The sequence below is a fragment of the Halorussus vallis genome (genome assembly GCF_024138165.1).
GTDB classification, from domain to species: Archaea; Halobacteriota; Halobacteria; order Halobacteriales; family Haladaptataceae; genus Halorussus; species Halorussus vallis.
The window spans coordinates 1814461-1831657 of sequence record NZ_CP100000.1 but is presented as its reverse complement, the minus strand read 5'-3'; the positions used below and the strand labels follow the sequence as shown (position 1 = coordinate 1831657).

Genomic DNA, 17197 nt, shown 5'->3' with positions numbered 1-17197 from the left:
ACGACGATGATTCCGGGGGCTGCCGAGTACGACGTGGAGGTTTCGCCCGACGACGCCGACGTCGAACGCTTGCTCGCCGTCGGACCCGAGGACGTCTCCCCGGCCGACGAACTCACCTTCGCGAAGAACGTCTTCGTTCCGCTGACGACCGCCTGCCGGTACACCTGCACCTACTGCACCTACTTCGACGCGCCGGGTGAGGCGTCGCTACTCTCGCGCGAGGAGGTGCGGGACGTCCTCCGGACCGGCGCCGACGCCGGCTGTACGGAGGCGCTCTTCACGTTCGGCGACGACCCCGACGACCGCTACGACCGGATTCACGACCAGCTAGCGGAGTGGGACCACGACTCCATCCACTCCTACCTCCGGGAGGTCTGCGAACTCGCGCTGGACGAAGGACTCCTTCCCCACAGCAACCCCGGCGACCAGACCCGCGAGCAGATGGAACTGGTCGCCGACGTCAACGCTTCGATGGGCGTGATGCTGGAGACGACCGCCGACGTCGACGCCCACGCCGGCCCGCGGGTGAAGTCGCCCGGCCAGCGACTGGCCACCATCCGGACCGCGGGCGAACTCGGCGTCCCGTTCACCACCGGCATCCTGGTGGGCATCGGCGAGGACTGGCGCGACCGGGCCGAGAGCCTGCTCGCCATCCGCGAACTCCACGAGCGCTACGGCCACGTCCAGGAGGTCATCGTCCAGAACGTGGTGCCCAACGAGCGCTCGCGCTTCGAGAAGCCCTCGGTCGAGACGATGCGCCGGGTCGTGGCGATGGCACGGTACTGCCTGCCCGAGGAGGTGTCGGTCCAGGTGCCGCCGAACCTCTCGCCGACCCGCGAACTGCTCGACTGCGGCGTCGACGACCTGGGCGGGGTGTCGCCCATCACGGACGACTACATCAACCCCGACTACGAGTGGCCCGCCCTCCGGGAACTGGAGGACATCGCCGACGAGGCCGGTGTCCCGCTCCGAGAGCGCCTGCCGGTGTACCGGCGGTATCTCCCCGAGGAGGTAGGCGGCGACGCCGAGGGTGACGACCGGGACTGGATTCCCGAGTCGGTCCGGGGAGCGATCGAGGCCGACGACGAGGCCGGCGCCCGGTATCGGGCCGTCCTCGACCGATAGTCGCCGCCACCTGTTTTCGTTCGACCGGTATCGCCCCGTGGCCCCGACGTGTCCGACCGACGACTCTATATCGTATAAGGAATCGATAGCAGGGGGTACCGATAACAGAGAACAGTTAAGAGGGGTCCATGCCACACGCCAACTATGACCAGGTACCGCAGAAACGAAGACCGCTTCGGCCCCGCCCGTTCTAACCGCAACTCCTCCAGCACCGACAGTCTCCGCGTGATCGACCGCTACGAGGAGGGCGGCGAGACGTGGCTCGTCGTTTCGAGCGTTATCGGCCCGTTCCTCGAAATCGACGTCAGGGAGCGCGACACCGAACTGCTGGAAGGATAGCGCCGCACGACTCTCACTCTTCGTTCGGTCTACTGCTCGCCCGAGAGCCGACCCTCTAGCTCCGGCAGTCGCTTCCGGACGGCGGTGTAGACGACCGACACCGCGAGGCCGGCGACCGTGAGCTTTCGAACCAAGCCGTCGAACAGCAGGAGTCCCGGAAGCGACAGGACGGCGGCGAGCACCAGGTCCTCGGGCGCGCCGTCGTAGCGAATCCACCGGCGCGGCCGAATCCACCGCTTCGCCGGGTGGAGGTACACTCCGCGGTCGTCGCTGGGTTCCCACGGTCGGAGTTCGAGGCCGCCGCCCAGCGCGTCCGTGGCGGCGTGGAGCGCGGCCGACAGCAGAAAGAACGCGACCGCGACCGTCTCGACCGACGGCCAGACGGCGGCCGCCGCACCCGCGACGAGCGCGGCGACCGCGTAGTAGACCGGAAAGTGGAGCGTCCGGCGGTGCTGCCCGCCGAAGAGGTCGAGGTCGGGAAAGACGCCGCCCGCGATGGCGGCGAGCGCGGCGGCGGGCGCGAGTTCGGGTGCCAGGACCGTCAGCGGGGCCGCAAGCGCGACCCCCATCGCCGCGTGGGTGGTGTTCATCATGCGGGAATCAGTCGTCGGCGACCGACGGCCCCTCGGCGGCGTTCGCGGCGTCCGAATCGACCAGCGGCGTCCCGTCGGCCGCCGGGCCGAGTTCCGGGCCGAACGGCGGGTCGGCGGGGTCGATGGCCCTCCGCTGGCGGTAGTCGGTCGAGCGCTCGACGGGGGTTCGGCCCACCGCGGTTATCATCTCGACGTACTCCGCAAAGGAGCGGAACTCGCCGAACTCCCCGCCGGCGCGCTTGGTGATCTCCTCGCTGAGGATGGTACCCATGAAGTCGTTGGCGCCGCACGACAGCATCTTCAACCCCTGCTCGTCGCCGTACTTCACCCACGACGACTGGAGGTTCTCGACGTTGTCGAGGAAGAGCCGCGAGACCGCGATCATCAGTTCGTCCTCGTGGGTCGTCGCCCCCGAGTCTATCATCCCGCGCTCGACCAGCGGGGTGTTTCGGTGGACGAACGAGAGGGGGACGAACTCCGTGATCGCCCCGGTGCGGTCCTGGAGGTCCCGAATCCGTTTCAGGTGCATGACCCTGTGCATCTCGTTCTCGACGTGGCCGTACATGATGGTCGCGGTGGTGTCGAGGCCGACCGCCGCCGCGGCCTCCATCGCCTCGACCCACTCGTCGGTCCCGATCTTCCCGGGGCAGATAACCCCGCGGACCTCGTCGACGAGGATTTCGGCGGCGGTGCCGGGCACGCTGTCGAGGCCCGCGTCCTTCAGCCGTCCGTACACCTCCTCGTAGCTCCAGTCGGTGCCCCGGCGGCCGTGATAGGCCTCCTCGGGGGTCATCGAGTGGAGGTGGACGCCGCCGACGCTCATGGCGTCCATCTGCTCGACGTAGGTGCCCGGGTCGGTGTCGTAGGCCGCCGGCGACTTGTAGTTGAGGTCGCCGCGGTCGCTCGATTCGAGGATCTCGAGGTGTTCGTCGTCCAGCGCGAACGCCGGGTGGAGGCCGCTCACGGAGGTGACCTCGTAGATGCCCATCTCGCGGGCGTCGGCGACGATTTCCCGCGATTCGGCGGGCGTCTTGGTGAATCCGCCGTGGTCGACGTCGCTCTCGACCTCGAAGTTCTGGGCGGTGTTCTTGAAGTTGCAGAACAGACAACCGGTGTTGCAGGCGGTCGTGACGTTGTTGTTGAGGTTGGCGACGAACGTGACGTCGTCGCCGACGACCTCGGCCCGGCGGCGGTCGGCGACCTCCAGCACGCGCTCCTTGCGCGCGAGGTCGATGCCCTCGCGGTCGGTGCCGGTGGTCAGCAGTTCCACGCCGTCGGCGACCGTCAGCCGTTCGCCGTCGCGGACGTTCGCCAGCGCGTTCTCGAACGACTGGTCGGTTTCCGGGACGTGCTCGAAGTCGAACCGGTCGCGCGGAACGTTGGTCCGGGCCTCGCCTGCCATCGTCCCTCTCGAAGGCGGCGAGGCGTAAAAACCGCGGGGTTCCGGCAGGGGGTGGAGTCGTCGTGACCGTGGTCTGTTCGAAAGTATCTGTCCGCTCGCGATGAACAACGGCGACCAGCGTGATTGCTACGGTTTCGAAAGCCCCCGGCCGCTCGCGGTCGCTCAGCGACATATTCGGGTCGGGCCTGCGGCCCTCCCCGAACAGGGGTCGCTGAGGCGACTGAAGTGAACGCGAGCGGCCGGCCCCTTTCAGTCCCGCCCTAGTGGCTGTGTGACCGAGCGTTTCCGGTGGTTAGCGTCACCGAGAGCGTCCGGGGGTTCGGCCGTCGGCCGAACCCCCTCGTGTGTGAACATCCCACTCCTTCGAACTCGGAAAAGGAGCATGAATATGCATACATCGGGGTAGTTCGCTCCCGGACATGCCCACGGGAATGGAAACTACTTAGTCCGGCGGCGGCCACTCCCCGCACATGACCGACGACCGGAGGCGGTCGGCGTGACGAGCGTCAAGGAGTTCCGCGTCGAGGCAGAACCCACGGCCGACGAACTCGGGCGCGGGGCGTTCGTCTTCACCGACGACTACTCGGTGTTCGACTGGGGCAAGATGCCCGACGAGATTCCGGACAAGGGCGCGAGCCTCTGCGCCATGGGCGCGTTCAACTTCGAGATGCTGGAAGCGGAGGGCGTCCCGACCCACTACCGGGGCGTCGTCCGCGAGGGGAAAAGCGCCTCGGACGGTCGAGCGGGGCGGGACGACCCGCGAGACGCCGGCGGCGAGGTCGTCCCGCTCATCGAGGCGACCGAACCGCCGACCGAGATGGCCATCGACCTGACCCAGGTCCCCGACCTCCCCCGCGAGGGCCGCGACTACGACTACGACGCCTACCACGCCGCCGCGGGCGACAACTATCTCATCCCGCTGGAGGTCGTCTTCCGCAACAGCGTCCCGGTCGGGTCCAGCCTTCGGCGGCGCACCGACCCCGCCGACCATAACCTCGACTTCGCGGAGTGGCCCGACGGCGTCGTCCAACTCACCGAACCCATCGTGGAGTTCTCCACCAAGTACGAGGAGGGCGACCGCTACCTCTCGCGCGAGGAGGCCGACCGCATCGCCGGGAAGGCCAGCGTCGACGACCTCGAATCGGTCGCCCGGACGGTCAACCGCCTCCTGACCGAGCGCGCCTCGAAGGCCGACCTCACCCACGAGGACGGCAAGATCGAGTGCCTCTACTTCGACGGGGAAATCCGGGTCGCGGACGTGGTCGGCACCTTCGACGAGAACCGCTTCTCCTTCCACGGCCAGCAGGTCAGCAAGGAGTGCGTCCGCCAGTACCACAAGCGCACCCAACCCGACTGGGTCGAGGCCGTCGACGCGGCCAAGGACGAGGCCAAAGAGCGAGGTATCGCCGACTGGAAGTCGCTGTGCGACGTCGACCCCGAACCGCTCGACGACGACGTGATTCGGGCGGTGCGCGACCTCTACTGCGCCGGCACGAACGCCTACACCGGCCGGGACCTGTTCGACGTGCCCTCGCTGGAGGATGCGGTCGCGGAAGTCCGGGACCTCTGAGAGAGCTTTTCACTCGTTTTACGGTTTCACGACTGTGCGTCAACCTCCGGCGCGCGCTGGCGCGACTCCGCTGTTTGGAGTCGCGTCCACGTCGCGCGAGGGATGAGCGAGTGAGCGTCCGCGAACGAGCGAATCGGCTGGGGGCGTGTGGCGCGGGGCGGTCGAGGTAGCGGTACTCAGGTGTATCGTGCAAGTAGCGGTCGCAGTTGCGGTTGAGTCATTTGGTAACGGCAGTCTGATTGTAGATGCAGAGCGTGAGCCGTTAGCTTCGAAGGCAACGGAGAACGGTCGAGACGGCACCGAACTCGCGTCTCCGAACACCGCTACCGAAATTCATCGCGAAAATCCGCGACGGCCTTCAGCGCTTCCTAGAGATGGACATCGGCTTGTGGACCGAGGCGGTCCACGGCGACCAGTAGAGTTCGGCGACGACCCACGCCAACAGCAGCAGCGCGATTATCGCCAGCGCCAGCACCTCGCCGCCGCCCATCCAGACAGGCGTGACGTACATCACCGCGTTGGCGGTCCGGCCGGGGAGCAGACCCTCTATCTGGTGCCAGGCCCTATCGAGGACTCCGCGGTCGGTCCCTCCCGATTGGCCCACGTAGGGGTCGCCCGCACTGCCGCCGCCGGTGCGCGAGGGGATGCCGGCCTTCTTCGCGGAGGGGCCGCCCGTGCTCTCGTCACCCGTGCTCAGTCGTTCGGCCTCGTAGGGGAACGCCACGTCGACGCTCCAGACGATCTTGCCCCGCTCGTTCACCTCGAAGACGCGGTTCCCGTTCGAGTCGGTGATGAGCGTGTGGCCGTTGGGCAGGCGGTCGGCGTCGCGCGCCCACTGCATCCGGGCGTCCTTCCAGGTCCACGACCGGTTCCACGACCCGTTCCGACGCTGGTACTCGACGACGCGGTTGTTCTCGCTGTCGGCGACCAGCACCGCCGGCCCGCCGTGGGACTCGTTGATGTAGTCGGGGTTGTGCTGTTCGTAGAGGATGCCGTGCTGGTTCTCCTTCCCGAGAGTGTAGTTCTCCAGCAGGCCCGTGCTCCGGTTGAGGAACACCACCTGGTCCTGATTGCGCAGACTCGCCATGATGGTGCCGTTGTCGAGCACCTCCACGTCGTTGACGTGGGTCCAGTCGTGGGGGTACGGCCCGCCGCCTTTCAGCGGGTACTCGCTCTGGGCGTCCCACTCCCACTCGATGAGGCCGCTCGTGGTGTTGACGACGTACACCCGGTCCTGGGCGATGTCGGCGACGACAAGGCTGTCGTTGTCGAGGCGGTCGGCGTCGTGCCACCGCGTCGAGTGCTTGCGCGGTGTGACCCGCGAGTAGAGTCGCGTGACCTCGCCGGTCGAGAGGTTGACGCGCTCGACCACGTTAACGGGTACACACCGTCGTGGCGTGGCACTCCGACTCGTTGAGGTGGTCGGCGGCGACGTACATCACCGTCTTCGACTCGTTCTTCACCGGGTCGACGTCCCAGTAGCGGGTGTGGGTGTCGTTGTAGTACATCGTCGACCCGTTCGGGGCGAACGCCACGAGTTCGGCCCGGGCGCGGGGACCGCCGCCCGACTTGCCCATCCAGGTGTTGGAGTCGGTCGCGACGACCGTGATTCCCTCCCGCGGTTCTGCGTCGAACGTCGGGCGTCCCGCGCCCGAACTGGCCTCGGCGGAGAGATAGCCCGTCGCCACGGGGACCGCGGCGGCGACTATGAGTCCGGCTATCAGCACTCTAACGACGTCCCGAGAACGCATTTGTCGGACCGTCTCGTTCATCTCTCTTTGTTATCCACCGGCTAGACGAGGAAGTACACCGTTACCGAACTGCCACGTTTCGCTGCAACGGCCGCAACCGTCGGCCCGGCCTCGTACCCCAATCGGGCGCTCGAACGGTCCATAGGCCGTTCGAGCGCCCGATTGGGGTACGATTAGTCGTCACGGAACGAGAGACGTTGACACGGCCGGTTTCGACCGTATGACGATTCAGTCGACGGTTCAGTCGTCGGCGGGGTCGGGTTCTGGCTCGGCCGGCGCGCCGTCGGTCGGCGCGTCGGGGGTGATCTCCGCAAGTTCGTCGGGCATCCCGAGTTGGTAGTCCCGGTCGCTGTCGCGGACCTCGGTCCGGCCGCGGTGGACCGCGACGTCGTCGTTGAGGTGGAGTTTCACGGCCTCCAACAGCGCGTCGGCTTCGAGGGGCTGGCCGCGGGCCTTGATCTCTTCGATGGTCGTCCCGCCCGGCTGGTTCTGCTCGCCCGCGCTTCGGGCGGCGCTGTCGGGGACGTTGAACGCCCGCTGGGTGATAACCGGCCCCTGGTCGAGGTCGGTCGTGACGTAGTGGGCGGTCACGCCCGCGATGCGGACGCCCGCCTCCTTGGCCTGCCGGTAAGCCTTCGCGCCGGGGAAGGCGGGCAGCAGGCTCGGGTGGATGTTGATGATGCGGCTCTCGTAGCGGAACACGACGTTCGGGCTGAGGATGCGCATGTAGCGGGCCAGCACCACGAGGTCGGTGTCGTACTCCGCGAGCAGGTCGAGCAGTTCGTCCTCGTCGGGGTTGCCGTTCTCGTCGCCCACGTCGTGGAACGGGATGTCGTACTCCGCAGCGACCGGTTCGAGGTCGGGGTGGTTGCCGACGACGACGCCGATTTCGGCGTCGAGCTCTCCGGCTTCCTGGGCTTCACAGAGGCGTTCGAGGCAGTGAGACTCCTTGGTCACGAGCACCGCTATCTGGCGGGTTTCGCGGTCGGCGGGGAACCGAACTCGGACGTCGACGCCCAGTTCGCGCCCGAGTTCGTGGAGGTCGTCCCGAAGCTTCTCCTTGGTCGTGACCATCTCGGCGGTGTCGACCCGCATCGTCATCCGGAACAGCCCCTCTCGGACCGCCTGGTCGAGGTCCTCGATGTTGATTCCGCGCTCGAACAGCAGCGACGTCACTTGGGCGATGAGCCCGGTGTCGTCGTCGCCGATGACGGTGATTTCGGTCAGCTCGTTCGCACTCATCGTACCACCGGAACGGAGGACATGGTTCCGTTATCTACGACGCCACGAAGAAAAAGGGACCGCTTCGGCGCAACACTCACCGAACGATATACACGAACGTGCAACGAACCTCGATTCCAAAAGAGCTTTTGAGCATGGACGACCACCTTCGGGTGATGACTGGCTACACCGCCACGGTCACCGTGCGCTTAAAACGGGGCGTCCTCGACCCCGAGGCCGAGACGACCAAGCGGGCGCTCGAACGCCTCGGTTTCGAGCTTTCGGCCCTGCGCTCGGCCGACCGGTTCGAACTCGACCTCGACGCCGACTCGGCTGAGTCGGCGGCCGAGCGCGCCGAGGAGATGACCGAGCGACTGCTCGCCAACCCGACCATCCACGACTACGCCGTCGAGGTCGAACCCCGAGAATGACCGTCGCCATCGTCCAGTTCGGCGGCAGCAACTGCGACCGCGACGCGAAGCGCGCGCTCGCCGAAATCGGCGTCGACGCGGAACTCGTCTGGCACGAGGACGGCCTGCCCGAGGACGCCACGGGCGTGATGCTCCCCGGCGGGTTCTCCTACGGCGACTACCTCCGGGCGGGCGCCATCGCCGCCAACAGCCCCATCATGGCCGAAGTTCGCGAGGCCGCCGAGGATGGCCTGCCCCTGCTGGGCGTCTGCAACGGCGCGCAAATCGGCTGCGAGTCGCGGCTGACCCCCGGAGCGTTCACCACCAACGAGTCGGCGCGCTTCCAGTGCGAGCGCATCCACGTCCGCGTCGAGAACGCCGACACGCCTTGGACCCGCCACTACGACGAGGGCGAAGTCGTCGAACTCCCCATCGCCCACGGCGAGGGCCGCTTCGAGATCACCGACGATGAGCTCGCGGAACTTGAGGACGAGAATCGGGTGCTCTTCCGGTACTGCGACGAGGACGGCGAGGTCTCCCCCGAGGCCAACCCCAACGGTTCGAAGGGCAACGTCGCGGGCATCGCCGGCGAGCGCGAGAACGTGGCGGTGCTGATGCCCCACCCCGAGCGTATCTCGCTCCCCGACATTGGCGGGACCGACGGACAGGGCATCCTCCGCGGATTCGAGTCGTAGTCTCCTCGCGTGGCGATTTTGGCGTCGGTTTCTGGATTCCGTGTTCTGGGTATCTTCTGGGTGTCGTTCGCAGTTCACGATTCGGTAACTGTACCACGAGAAGACAACGACAGCACCGCGAGCCGCCACGGACACTCGTATGTGGAGTGTAAGTAGCGGTCACGGTAGTCGTCACAGGTACCGTTGCAGTCACTCGGAGTGACGGTGTGGATTCGAGTGCGCCAAAATCCGCAGAGAAAAACCGAATCCGACCGAACTATCCTATCCAAACTCGCCCGGAAACCCCCACAGATTCGCAGACCTCCAATCGCTCTAGCCCGGCGTCGCTCGCCCGTAGGCTATCAACAGCAACCAGACCACGCCGACGACGGCCATCCACGCGACGACCATCAGCAGCGACCACGTCGATAGCGGTCCCGCGGTGGCCGCCGGCGTCGCCGACACCGCGAACAGTGCGGATACCGCCAGCGCCGCCGCCGCGGTCATCGCTCGACCTCGACGGGCGCGTCGGTGGCTATCCACTGGTCGTCGGTGTCGCTCCGGTCGCGTATCTCTATCCAGCCGTTCGAACAGAAGACGGTTTCGTAGTCGCCCCTTGCCTCGGACATTTATCGTCCGACACACCGGGTCGGCGGCGCGACGGCGAATTCCCCCGGACGCCGACCGCGCCGCCCTCGGTGTGCCACCCCCGGGACAGGCGTTGGCCGGAGGAGGACTTTGTTATCCGCCGCGTATCTCGCCGGTAGGACGAACCTACGTCCGGGAACGCCGCTTTACCGCGAGTCAGGCCGCGACGGAAACCCCCGTAACCGCGGAAACGTCGCCGTGCCGTCGGGCGAAATCGGCCCGCATAGCAGCAGAAGACACTTACCTTGGCGAACTGACGCGAACGGTATGCCCTCCGGACGAACGCTCCCCAGACGACGACTGCTCCGAACCGCCGCCGGGGCGTGCGCGGGTTCCCTCGCGCTCGCCGGCTGTCTCGGTTCGACCCCCGAATCGACGGGCGACGAGACGACGACGGACACGACTGGCGGGACGACGGCGCTCACCACCAGCACCGACACGACCGCGGGCGGCACCGAGAAGACCACGACCGGTGCGCCGACGACCGACAGCGAACCTCCGGCGGTCCGGGAAGTCGCTCCGAGCGACGTCGACCGCGGCGTTCCGCGGGCGCGCGACCTCCGGCGGACCGAGGCGACCGACCCCGAACTCGCGTTCGCGGTCGGCGAGCGCCCGGCCGACACGTTCGCGCACAAGACCCACGTCGTGGCGGTGTGGAACGACACCGAGGCGGCGCTGTCGGTCGCCCTCGTGCTGACCACCGACGGGACGACGCTGCTCGACCGCACCGTCGAACTCGACCCGGGTCAGCCGGGTCTCGTGGAACTGCGCGAACCCCGCGCGTACGAACTGACGATACGGGCGGGCGACCGCGCCGAAACCGTCACCGTCGAGCGCTCGCGACTCGACTGCAACAACTCGGCCACGGACGTTCTCGTCGGCCCCGAGAACGTCGAGACGAGCACCATCACGACCAGCATGGCCTGCTCGACGACGACCGCATGAGCGCGCCCACGAGACGCCGTTTCCTCGGACTCGCCGGAACCGCGCTCATCGCCGGACTCGCTGGCTGTGCGTCGTCGGTACCGTTCGTCGGCGGTCCTCCGGCCGTTCGCCAGGAGTCCGGAGATACCGTGAAACGACGTCTTCCGATACCCTTTGCCGAGGAAACCCCGACGCCGTTCGCCGCGCTGGTGGTCGGCAAAAGCGGTACGCAGACCCACCAAGTGTGGGTCTGGAATCGGACCGGCGAGCGTCGGGAGATTAAGGTGGGAATCGGTCCGGGCGGGAGTCAGAATCCGTGGTTCGAGCGAAGCTACGATTTCGAACCAGAGTCGGTGCTCGCGATGGAGTTGAGGAAGTCCCGGAAATACGGAATCGGAATCGCCGTCGGCAACCGGTCGAAGACGGTCGGGGTCCCGCGCTCGCAGTTCGACTGCAACGAGTCGGCGACCGACGTGTTGGTCGAGGAAGGGAAGACGCGGAGCCAGACGGTTCAAACGAGCATGGGCTGTGGCGGCGAGTGGTTTTAGGTCGTTTTCGCTCTTTTGACACCCCTTAAAGTTAACACAGCGAAGAGCTGCTCTCCTCACTGGTTTCCGGGGATGCGGCCGGAAACTACCTTCGTAGCAAATCGAAGGGCGTGACGACGATTTCGACACAGCCGGCGAGACTAAATCAATTCCGTGGAGAATCCGTGAGATTGCAGATTTCTGCCGAGCGTCCCTCGACGGCAGTCGGGTCCCCGCTGAGGCGGTACGAGAACGAGTACGAGGCACTGCCTCCCGACGCGTGCACGACCGCAAGCTGGCCCGTTCGCTCTTTGCCGCTGCAGTCCGCTGCGTCAGCACCGTTTAGGAACGCGAACGGGGCGTACCTTGTCTCAAATGATGCCGTTTCCCCCGAGGGAACGACGAGATCGGTTCGAGACGGAGTGAGCGGTCGGTTTTCTCCGATGCCGATGATGCTCGGACCGTAGTCGAGCGACGACCGGTCGAACGAGTCGTTTTGCGGGTCGACCGTCGGGTTCGGGACATCGCCGTAAATCCCGACGAACTGAATGAGAAGCGGCGCTCGACCCTGGTTCATCACGTCAAATCGAGCGCGGCCATCCTGGAGGACTTCGATGCCCTCCAAGTGAGCGTGAACGGTTTCGGAAATCCACTCCTCGGCCCACCCGTCCGAGGTCTTGGCCTTGACGTGGAGAGAGTCAGCGATGGACGTGTCCATCCGGTCCGGGAATACGACTCGAAACCGGACCACACTCGGTGGGTGCTCGATGACCTCGTACTCTTCGTCCGTGGACGAGTTATAGAGGACCACCTTTCGAACGTCGGCAGTGTCTCGGAACTCGACGACGAGCTCCGTTCCCTCGAACCGATACTCCTCGAACACGTCGGCAGTTTCCGGTTGGTTGGCGGTTCCGGGAAGTGACGAGGCACATCCTGCCGTCAGGAGTGCACTCCCCGCTGCGAGCGATTGGAGGAAGGGGCGGCGGTTCACAGATAGTGTCTACAGCCGTCAAAAATAAGCATGCTGTTTCACTGGAATCATATCTGCTCGCTGTAGAAGACCGCAACAACTGTGAACAGCACCGCCTCGAAAGCCCCCGGACGCTCGACTCTCGCAACTCGTTGCGCCCCTCGGTCGTGCCCGAAGGGTATTCCATGCGGTGCTTACACCGGAAGACATCGCTTCGCTCGTCTTCCGAGCGTTCGTTCGCTTCGCTCACGAACACGTCGCCGGGGTTCGTGTAGCGCCCGGTCCCTTTCGGTCCCGCCCTACGAGCTGTGTCGCCGAGCCTCACCGTCGGCTGGTCGTCGTTGAGAGGCGGTGGAAAACGTCGCCGAGAACCGCGGGTGGCCGGTTAGAGCTATGCTCGCCCGTCTCGAATCGCTACCGCGCCAGCGGCAGGCTGTAGCTCTTCTCGCGCTCCATCACGGCCTCCCAGGTCGCCTCGCACTCGCAGGACACTTCCGAGAACACCGAGGGGTCCTGGCGGAGGTCGAAGTCCTTGATGGCCTTCTGGACCCGGTCGTCGCACTCGCCGCAGTTGTGGGGGCCGCGGTCGCTCCCGTGGCCCACGGGGTCCGACACCACGATTGCGTCGGCGTCGGCGGTGTCCTCCAGGACGTCGGCGACCGACCAGAGCCACGGCGGGCGGTAGCCGTCCCGGAAGTAGAGTTGGTCGACCATGGTGTAGCGCTGGACGTTCGTGGGGTTCATCGAGACGGTGTGGGCGTACTCCGCGCAGCGGCGCACGGAGGACTTCATGTCCTCGACGGCCTCGGACTCGCTGAGGAACGGCGGCTTCATCAGCAGGTAGGCCTTGATGCCCGCGCCAGCGGCCTCGGCGTGTTCGCTCGCCGAGACGAAGTCCTCAAAGTCGAAGTACTTGTTCACGCAGTCGTGGCGCACTCGGTCGGTCGCAGTTTCGAGGCCGACCGCGATGTCGGTTTCCAGGCCCTGGTCGGTGAAGTCCTCGATTTTCTCGCGGTCGACGAAGTCCGGCAGGCTCTCGACCACGACGCGGTCGCGGTCGGCGAACGTCTCGGCGATGGCCCGGCGGGTTTCGGCGCCGACCTCGCGCTCGTCGAGGAACGACCCGGAGGTGTACATCTTCACCAGGCCGCACTTTCCGTCGGCCTCGCCGGCCTCTATCTGCTCCTGTTCGTGGTCGAGGCAGGCCTGAATCTGGTCCATCAGTGCCTCGTGGGCCACCGACCCGCCCTCGACCGACTCGGCGACGTAGCCGCACATCGTGCACCCGCCGGCCCGCGCCCACCGACACCCGCCGGTGTTGAGGATGATGGTGAGACTCTGGTAGACACCGTCGGGCGTCCGGTCCTCGTCGATCCACACCCGGGTGGGCTCGTGGGGGTCGTACGTCTTGTCCTTCTGGGCCCGTATCTCGCGCATCACCTTGTTGTGCGCGTCCATCCCCCGGCCCTGCTCGTACACGTCGGGACTCGGCTTGCTCATTGGCGGGACGTAGCGGTCGGGTCCGTAAAGCGGCTTCGCTACGAGAAGAAGGGGTCTGGGTCCTCGATTGCTGGTATTAGACCGGCGGACTCGCGGGAAATGTGACCGCCCCGGAAATCGCTGGCCGCCCGTTTCGTGATGAGAAAATCGTAACTGCGACAGCGAATACTTCGAAAGCCCCCGCCCGCTCGCGGTCGCTCACCGACATATCCGCCTCGCGGCTCCGCCGCTCGCCGGATAGGGGTCGCTGAGACGACCACGGGCCTCCGGCCCGCGAGCGGGCGGCCCCTTTCAGTCCCGCCCGGCAGTTGGTCAGTCGGGCGCTTCTGCCGGCTGGTCGGTAGAGCGCTTCCGGCGGTTCAGTCGGTCGGGCGCTCCCGGTGGTTCGTGTCACCGAGCGCTTCCGGCGGCTGGTGAAGATTCACGAAACCGGTCGAACGTTTAGTCGAGCGCTACATGCGTTCGGCGGCGGCGCGCCGCCGAACGCGCTCCAGCAGGCGGAGCAGGCCTGCGGTCGCCCCCGCGCCGACCGCGGCCCCGACGGTGTCTGCCGCCATGTCTGCCACCGAGAAGTGGCGGGCGGGAATCGCGGCCTGCACGAACTCGATGCCGACGCCGTAGCCGACCGAGACGACGACCGCGAGGAGAATCGCGCGGTCGGCGTCGCCCCGGAGCGCGACCGCCAGCGCGGCCCCGAGCGCGGCGTACCCCAGCGCGTGGAGCCACTTGTCCAGGCCGACCAGTCCGAGCGGACCGGTCGGCGATAGGCTCGCACCCGGCGAGTCGAGGACGGACCCGTAGAAGATGACTCCCGCGACGAGCGCGACGCCGACCCACTGGAACCTGCGGCCGAGACGAACCTCCATCGGTAGCCGGTTGCGCCATGACGAGGAAAGGTGTTGCGATGGACGTTCCGCCGAGATGGAACGTCTAGCCGGTCCATAAGCGGTTCGTCCGATTTTCTGACACAGTTTTGCCTCCCGATAATAAACTTGTCGTGCATCGAAAAGCCGCGTGGATGAACGAGCCACACGCCCAACGGCGCACCCTCCTGAAGACTGTCGGTCTCTCGCTCGGCGCGGCGACCCTCGCCGGCGTCGGCACCGGGACGTCGGCCGACGCGGCCCCCGAGCGCGCGGCCCGGAGCGACCCGCAGACCGTCGACCGGTCGCCCGCCGACTCCCCCTCCGTCGGCGGCGCGTGGACGACCTACCACAGCGACGCCCGCAACACCGGCGCGAATCCCGACGCGCGCGGCGTCGCGTCGACGCCGTGGATCGACTGGAGCACGAAGGTCTGCGACGACCGGGAACCCGACCTCGCCTCGCCGGTCGTCGCCGACGGCACCGCGTACACCTTCGACGACGGCGGCACCGTCAGCGCGCTCGACGTCGCGTCCGGGTCCGTCGAGTGGCAGACGGAACTCGGCTCGGTTTCCGACGTCGGTCCGGTGACCGTCGAGGGCGACACCGTCTTCGTCGCCACCGGCCCGCACGTCTACGCGCTCGGAGCGGGCGACGGCGCTCGAAAGTGGACGTTCACGGCCCCCGAGCGCAACGACGCCGCGAGCGGCGACTCCTGCGGGTCGGCCCCCACCGACGAAACCGACCAGTCGTCGGCCGTGACGGTCGACGGCGACGCGGCCTACGTGACGATGATCTTGGGCGGCGACGACCGGCGGTTCGCCTACGCGCTCGACGCCGCGTCCGGCGACCGGACCTGGAAGACCGAACTCTCCGGGAGCGGGACGGTGGGAACCCGCTACCGCTCGACGCCGTTCTCGCTGGCGGTCGGCGACGGCTCGGTCTACGCGGTCGACCACGGGACGCTGTTCCGCCTGAACGCCGCCGACGGCACGACCGAGAGCCGCGTCGACGTCTTTGGCGACGACACCCACAACCCCCGGCTCTCGGCGCCCGCGGTCGACGATGGGACGGTCTACCTCACCGGCCACTATTACGAAACTCGCACGGACTCGGGCGACTTCTCGGGGCTCACGGCCCAACTGCTCGCGGTCGACGTCGCCGGGTCGTCGGTCCGCTGGCGGACCGACCTCGAACCCAAGCGCCTCGCGCGCCCGCCGACCGTCGCCCACGGTCGGGTCTACGTCCCCGAACTGATCTGGGCCGCGAACGCCGAAGACGGGTCCATCGAGTGGAAGGTCGACGGCCTCGGCCGGTCGATATCTGCCGGGAGCGACGCGGTCTACTGCACGACCCTGAGCGAAGACCAGTCCGAACCCGAGTCGGTCGTGGAACTCGACCCGTCCGACGGGACCGAGCGCTGGCGGGTCCCCCTGCGGGCGCCCCAGCCCTACGCCTCGCCGAGCAGCGTCGCGGTCCTCGACGGCGCGGTGTTCGTCTCCGGCCGGGCGGGCTACGTCTACGCCATCTCGGGCGAGTCGGCCGCGCGCTGGCGGGCCGACGTGACCGCAGGTACCCGGACCGACGCGACTGTCGCCGACGGCGTCGCCTACGTGGTCGACTTCGAGGGCGTCCTCCGGGCGTTCGACGCGGAGTCCGGCGAGGTGAAGTGGAAGCACGCGCCGACCGGCTACGAGGGGCCGATGAGCTACCGGCCGGTCGTCGCCGACGGCACAGTCTACTACGGCGTCGGCGAGCGCGCCGAGTCGCCGTGGACGATGTACGCGTTCGACGCCGAAACCGGCGACAAGCGGTGGCGGACCCGCGTGGCCGACGGCGTCGGCCGACCGGCGGTCGCCGGCGGCGCGGTCTACTTCGCGAACGAGGACGCGGCCGAGACCGACTCGGCGGTCACCGCGCTCGACGCGAAGACGGGCGAGCGCCGGTGGGTCTACCGGTCCTCGCCCGACGAGGAGCGTATCGACGACGTGATCACCGGTTCGGTGGTCGCGATGGACGGCGCGGTCTACGTCCCGACCGAGAACTGCGTCTGGATTCTCGACGGCGAAACCGGCGAACGCCGGGCGACCGTCGGGGAGTCGACCTCGGCGCTGGCGGCCGCCGACAGCACCCTCTACGTCGGCGAGTCGGCGGGCGACGGCGCGCTCGTCGCTCGCTCGGCCGACGGGACCGAGCGCTGGCGCGCCCCGCTCTCGGACGACTCGAACGCCGTCGACTCGCTCGTCGCGGCCGACGGAGCGGTGTACGCCGTCGGCGTCTACGACGCCGGCCAGTCCATCGGCGGGTCGGAGGCCGGTTCGGACGGCGAACTGCTCGCGTACGACGCGGCCGACGGGTCGAAGCGGTGGCGCTTCGACCTCGCCGACGACCTCCCGCACTTCATGCGGACCGGCCAGTCCGTCAGCGCCCCGGCGGTCGCCGGCGGGTCGGTCTACGTCGCCTCCGACGACCGGCGAATCTACGCGCTCGACGCGGCCGACGGCTCCGAGACGGCTCGGTACGAGACGTTCGGCTGTCTCTACGGGACGCCCGCGGTCGACGACACCGGCGTCTACGTCGGCGACGCGGACGGTCGAGTCTACGCCTTCGAGCGCGGAAACTGAGACGCCCGGTCGCCGGATTTCGGTCGGCGTTCGGCCGCTATTTTACGTCCCCTCGG

General features: G+C 67.5%; 18 protein-coding genes. 8 read left to right on the top strand and 10 right to left on the bottom strand.

Annotated elements, in window-relative coordinates; all coding sequences use genetic code 11:
- Positions 1–6: 6 nt before the first annotated feature.
- Both cofG and NGM07_RS09345 read left to right on the top strand, forming a co-directional pair.
- Complete coding sequence (cofG, locus tag NGM07_RS09350) at positions 7–1125, top strand: 7,8-didemethyl-8-hydroxy-5-deazariboflavin synthase subunit CofG (protein ID WP_253519826.1); 1119 nt, start codon at positions 7–9, stop codon at positions 1123–1125.
- 144 nt (positions 1126–1269) lie between these two features.
- A complete protein-coding gene (locus tag NGM07_RS09345) occupies positions 1270–1464 on the top strand; it encodes a hypothetical protein (protein WP_253519824.1) in 195 nt (64 codons plus the stop codon).
- Positions 1465–1493: 29 nt separating this feature from the next.
- On the opposite strand, the gene NGM07_RS09340 is transcribed toward NGM07_RS09345, so the two are convergent.
- Both NGM07_RS09340 and cofH read right to left on the bottom strand, forming a co-directional pair.
- Positions 1494–2057 (bottom strand): metal-dependent hydrolase, encoded by a 564-nt coding sequence (locus NGM07_RS09340; protein WP_253519822.1) that lies wholly within the window; start codon positions 2055–2057, stop codon positions 1494–1496.
- A 7-nt stretch (positions 2058–2064) separates the two neighbouring features.
- Positions 2065–3459 (bottom strand): 7,8-didemethyl-8-hydroxy-5-deazariboflavin synthase subunit CofH, encoded by a 1395-nt coding sequence (cofH, locus tag NGM07_RS09335; protein ID WP_253519820.1) that lies wholly within the window; start codon positions 3457–3459, stop codon positions 2065–2067.
- Between the two features lie 496 nt (positions 3460–3955).
- Here cofH and NGM07_RS09330 point away from each other — a divergent pair, with 496 nt between their 5' ends.
- Positions 3956–5029 (top strand): phosphoribosylaminoimidazolesuccinocarboxamide synthase, encoded by a 1074-nt coding sequence (locus tag NGM07_RS09330; protein WP_253519818.1) that lies wholly within the window; start codon positions 3956–3958, stop codon positions 5027–5029.
- Positions 5030–5387: 358 nt separating this feature from the next.
- Here the strand turns inward: NGM07_RS09330 and NGM07_RS09325 are convergent, their stop codons facing one another.
- The 3 genes from NGM07_RS09325 to NGM07_RS09315 all read right to left on the bottom strand — a co-directional run bounded on the left by NGM07_RS09325 (position 5388) and on the right by NGM07_RS09315 (position 8022).
- Positions 5388–6401 (bottom strand): arylsulfotransferase family protein, encoded by a 1014-nt coding sequence (locus NGM07_RS09325; protein ID WP_253519816.1) that lies wholly within the window; start codon positions 6399–6401, stop codon positions 5388–5390.
- A 1-nt stretch (position 6402) separates the two neighbouring features.
- The gene (locus NGM07_RS09320) at positions 6403–6780 is read right to left on the bottom strand and encodes a hypothetical protein (RefSeq protein ID WP_253519814.1); all 378 of its coding nucleotides are present in this window, start codon (positions 6778–6780) and stop codon (positions 6403–6405) included.
- Positions 6781–7020: 240 nt separating this feature from the next.
- A complete protein-coding gene (locus tag NGM07_RS09315; protein ID WP_253519812.1) occupies positions 7021–8022 on the bottom strand; it encodes a formyltetrahydrofolate deformylase in 1002 nt (333 codons plus the stop codon).
- Positions 8023–8177: 155 nt separating this feature from the next.
- Here NGM07_RS09315 and purS point away from each other — a divergent pair, with 155 nt between their 5' ends.
- Both purS and purQ read left to right on the top strand, forming a co-directional pair.
- Positions 8178–8432 (top strand): phosphoribosylformylglycinamidine synthase subunit PurS, encoded by a 255-nt coding sequence (gene purS / locus NGM07_RS09310; protein ID WP_253519809.1) that lies wholly within the window; start codon positions 8178–8180, stop codon positions 8430–8432.
- Positions 8429–9106 (top strand): phosphoribosylformylglycinamidine synthase I, encoded by a 678-nt coding sequence (gene purQ, locus NGM07_RS09305; RefSeq protein ID WP_253519806.1) that lies wholly within the window; start codon positions 8429–8431, stop codon positions 9104–9106. The genes purS and purQ overlap by 4 nt, the downstream gene beginning before the upstream one ends.
- A 312-nt stretch (positions 9107–9418) precedes the next feature.
- Here the strand turns inward: purQ and NGM07_RS09300 are convergent, their stop codons facing one another.
- Together NGM07_RS09300 and NGM07_RS25320 are read right to left on the bottom strand one after the other, a co-directional pair.
- Entirely contained in the window at positions 9419–9592 is a 174-nt protein-coding gene (locus NGM07_RS09300) for a hypothetical protein (protein ID WP_253519804.1), read from the bottom strand.
- The gene (locus NGM07_RS25320) at positions 9589–9714 is read right to left on the bottom strand and encodes a hypothetical protein (protein WP_256525188.1); all 126 of its coding nucleotides are present in this window, start codon (positions 9712–9714) and stop codon (positions 9589–9591) included. Before NGM07_RS25320 ends, NGM07_RS09300 begins: the two co-directional genes overlap by 4 nt.
- A 286-nt stretch (positions 9715–10000) precedes the next feature.
- Between NGM07_RS25320 and NGM07_RS09295 the strand changes: the two genes are divergently transcribed.
- Together NGM07_RS09295 and NGM07_RS09290 are read left to right on the top strand one after the other, a co-directional pair.
- Positions 10001–10678, top strand: a complete 678-nt coding sequence (locus NGM07_RS09295) for a hypothetical protein (protein ID WP_253519802.1) — start codon at positions 10001–10003, stop codon at positions 10676–10678.
- Complete coding sequence (locus tag NGM07_RS09290) at positions 10675–11205, top strand: hypothetical protein (protein WP_253519799.1); 531 nt, start codon at positions 10675–10677, stop codon at positions 11203–11205. The genes NGM07_RS09295 and NGM07_RS09290 overlap by 4 nt, the downstream gene beginning before the upstream one ends.
- Before the next feature lie 145 nt (positions 11206–11350).
- Here NGM07_RS09290 and NGM07_RS09285 read toward each other — a convergent pair whose 3' ends face one another.
- From NGM07_RS09285 to NGM07_RS09275, 3 genes are all read right to left on the bottom strand, one after another.
- On the bottom strand, positions 11351–12067 hold the full coding sequence (locus NGM07_RS09285; protein ID WP_253519797.1) for a hypothetical protein: 717 nt from the start codon (positions 12065–12067) through the stop codon (positions 11351–11353).
- Positions 12068–12568: 501 nt separating this feature from the next.
- Entirely contained in the window at positions 12569–13654 is a 1086-nt protein-coding gene (locus tag NGM07_RS09280; protein WP_253519794.1) for an archaeosine biosynthesis radical SAM protein RaSEA, read from the bottom strand.
- Between the two features lie 452 nt (positions 13655–14106).
- Positions 14107–14520, bottom strand: coding sequence for a VanZ family protein (locus tag NGM07_RS09275; protein ID WP_253519791.1), 414 nt, complete (start codon positions 14518–14520; stop codon positions 14107–14109).
- Positions 14521–14672: 152 nt separating this feature from the next.
- On the opposite strand from NGM07_RS09275, the gene NGM07_RS09270 reads away from it, so the two are divergent.
- On the top strand, positions 14673–17141 hold the full coding sequence (locus tag NGM07_RS09270; protein ID WP_253519789.1) for an outer membrane protein assembly factor BamB family protein: 2469 nt from the start codon (positions 14673–14675) through the stop codon (positions 17139–17141).
- Positions 17142–17197 lie beyond the last annotated feature (56 nt).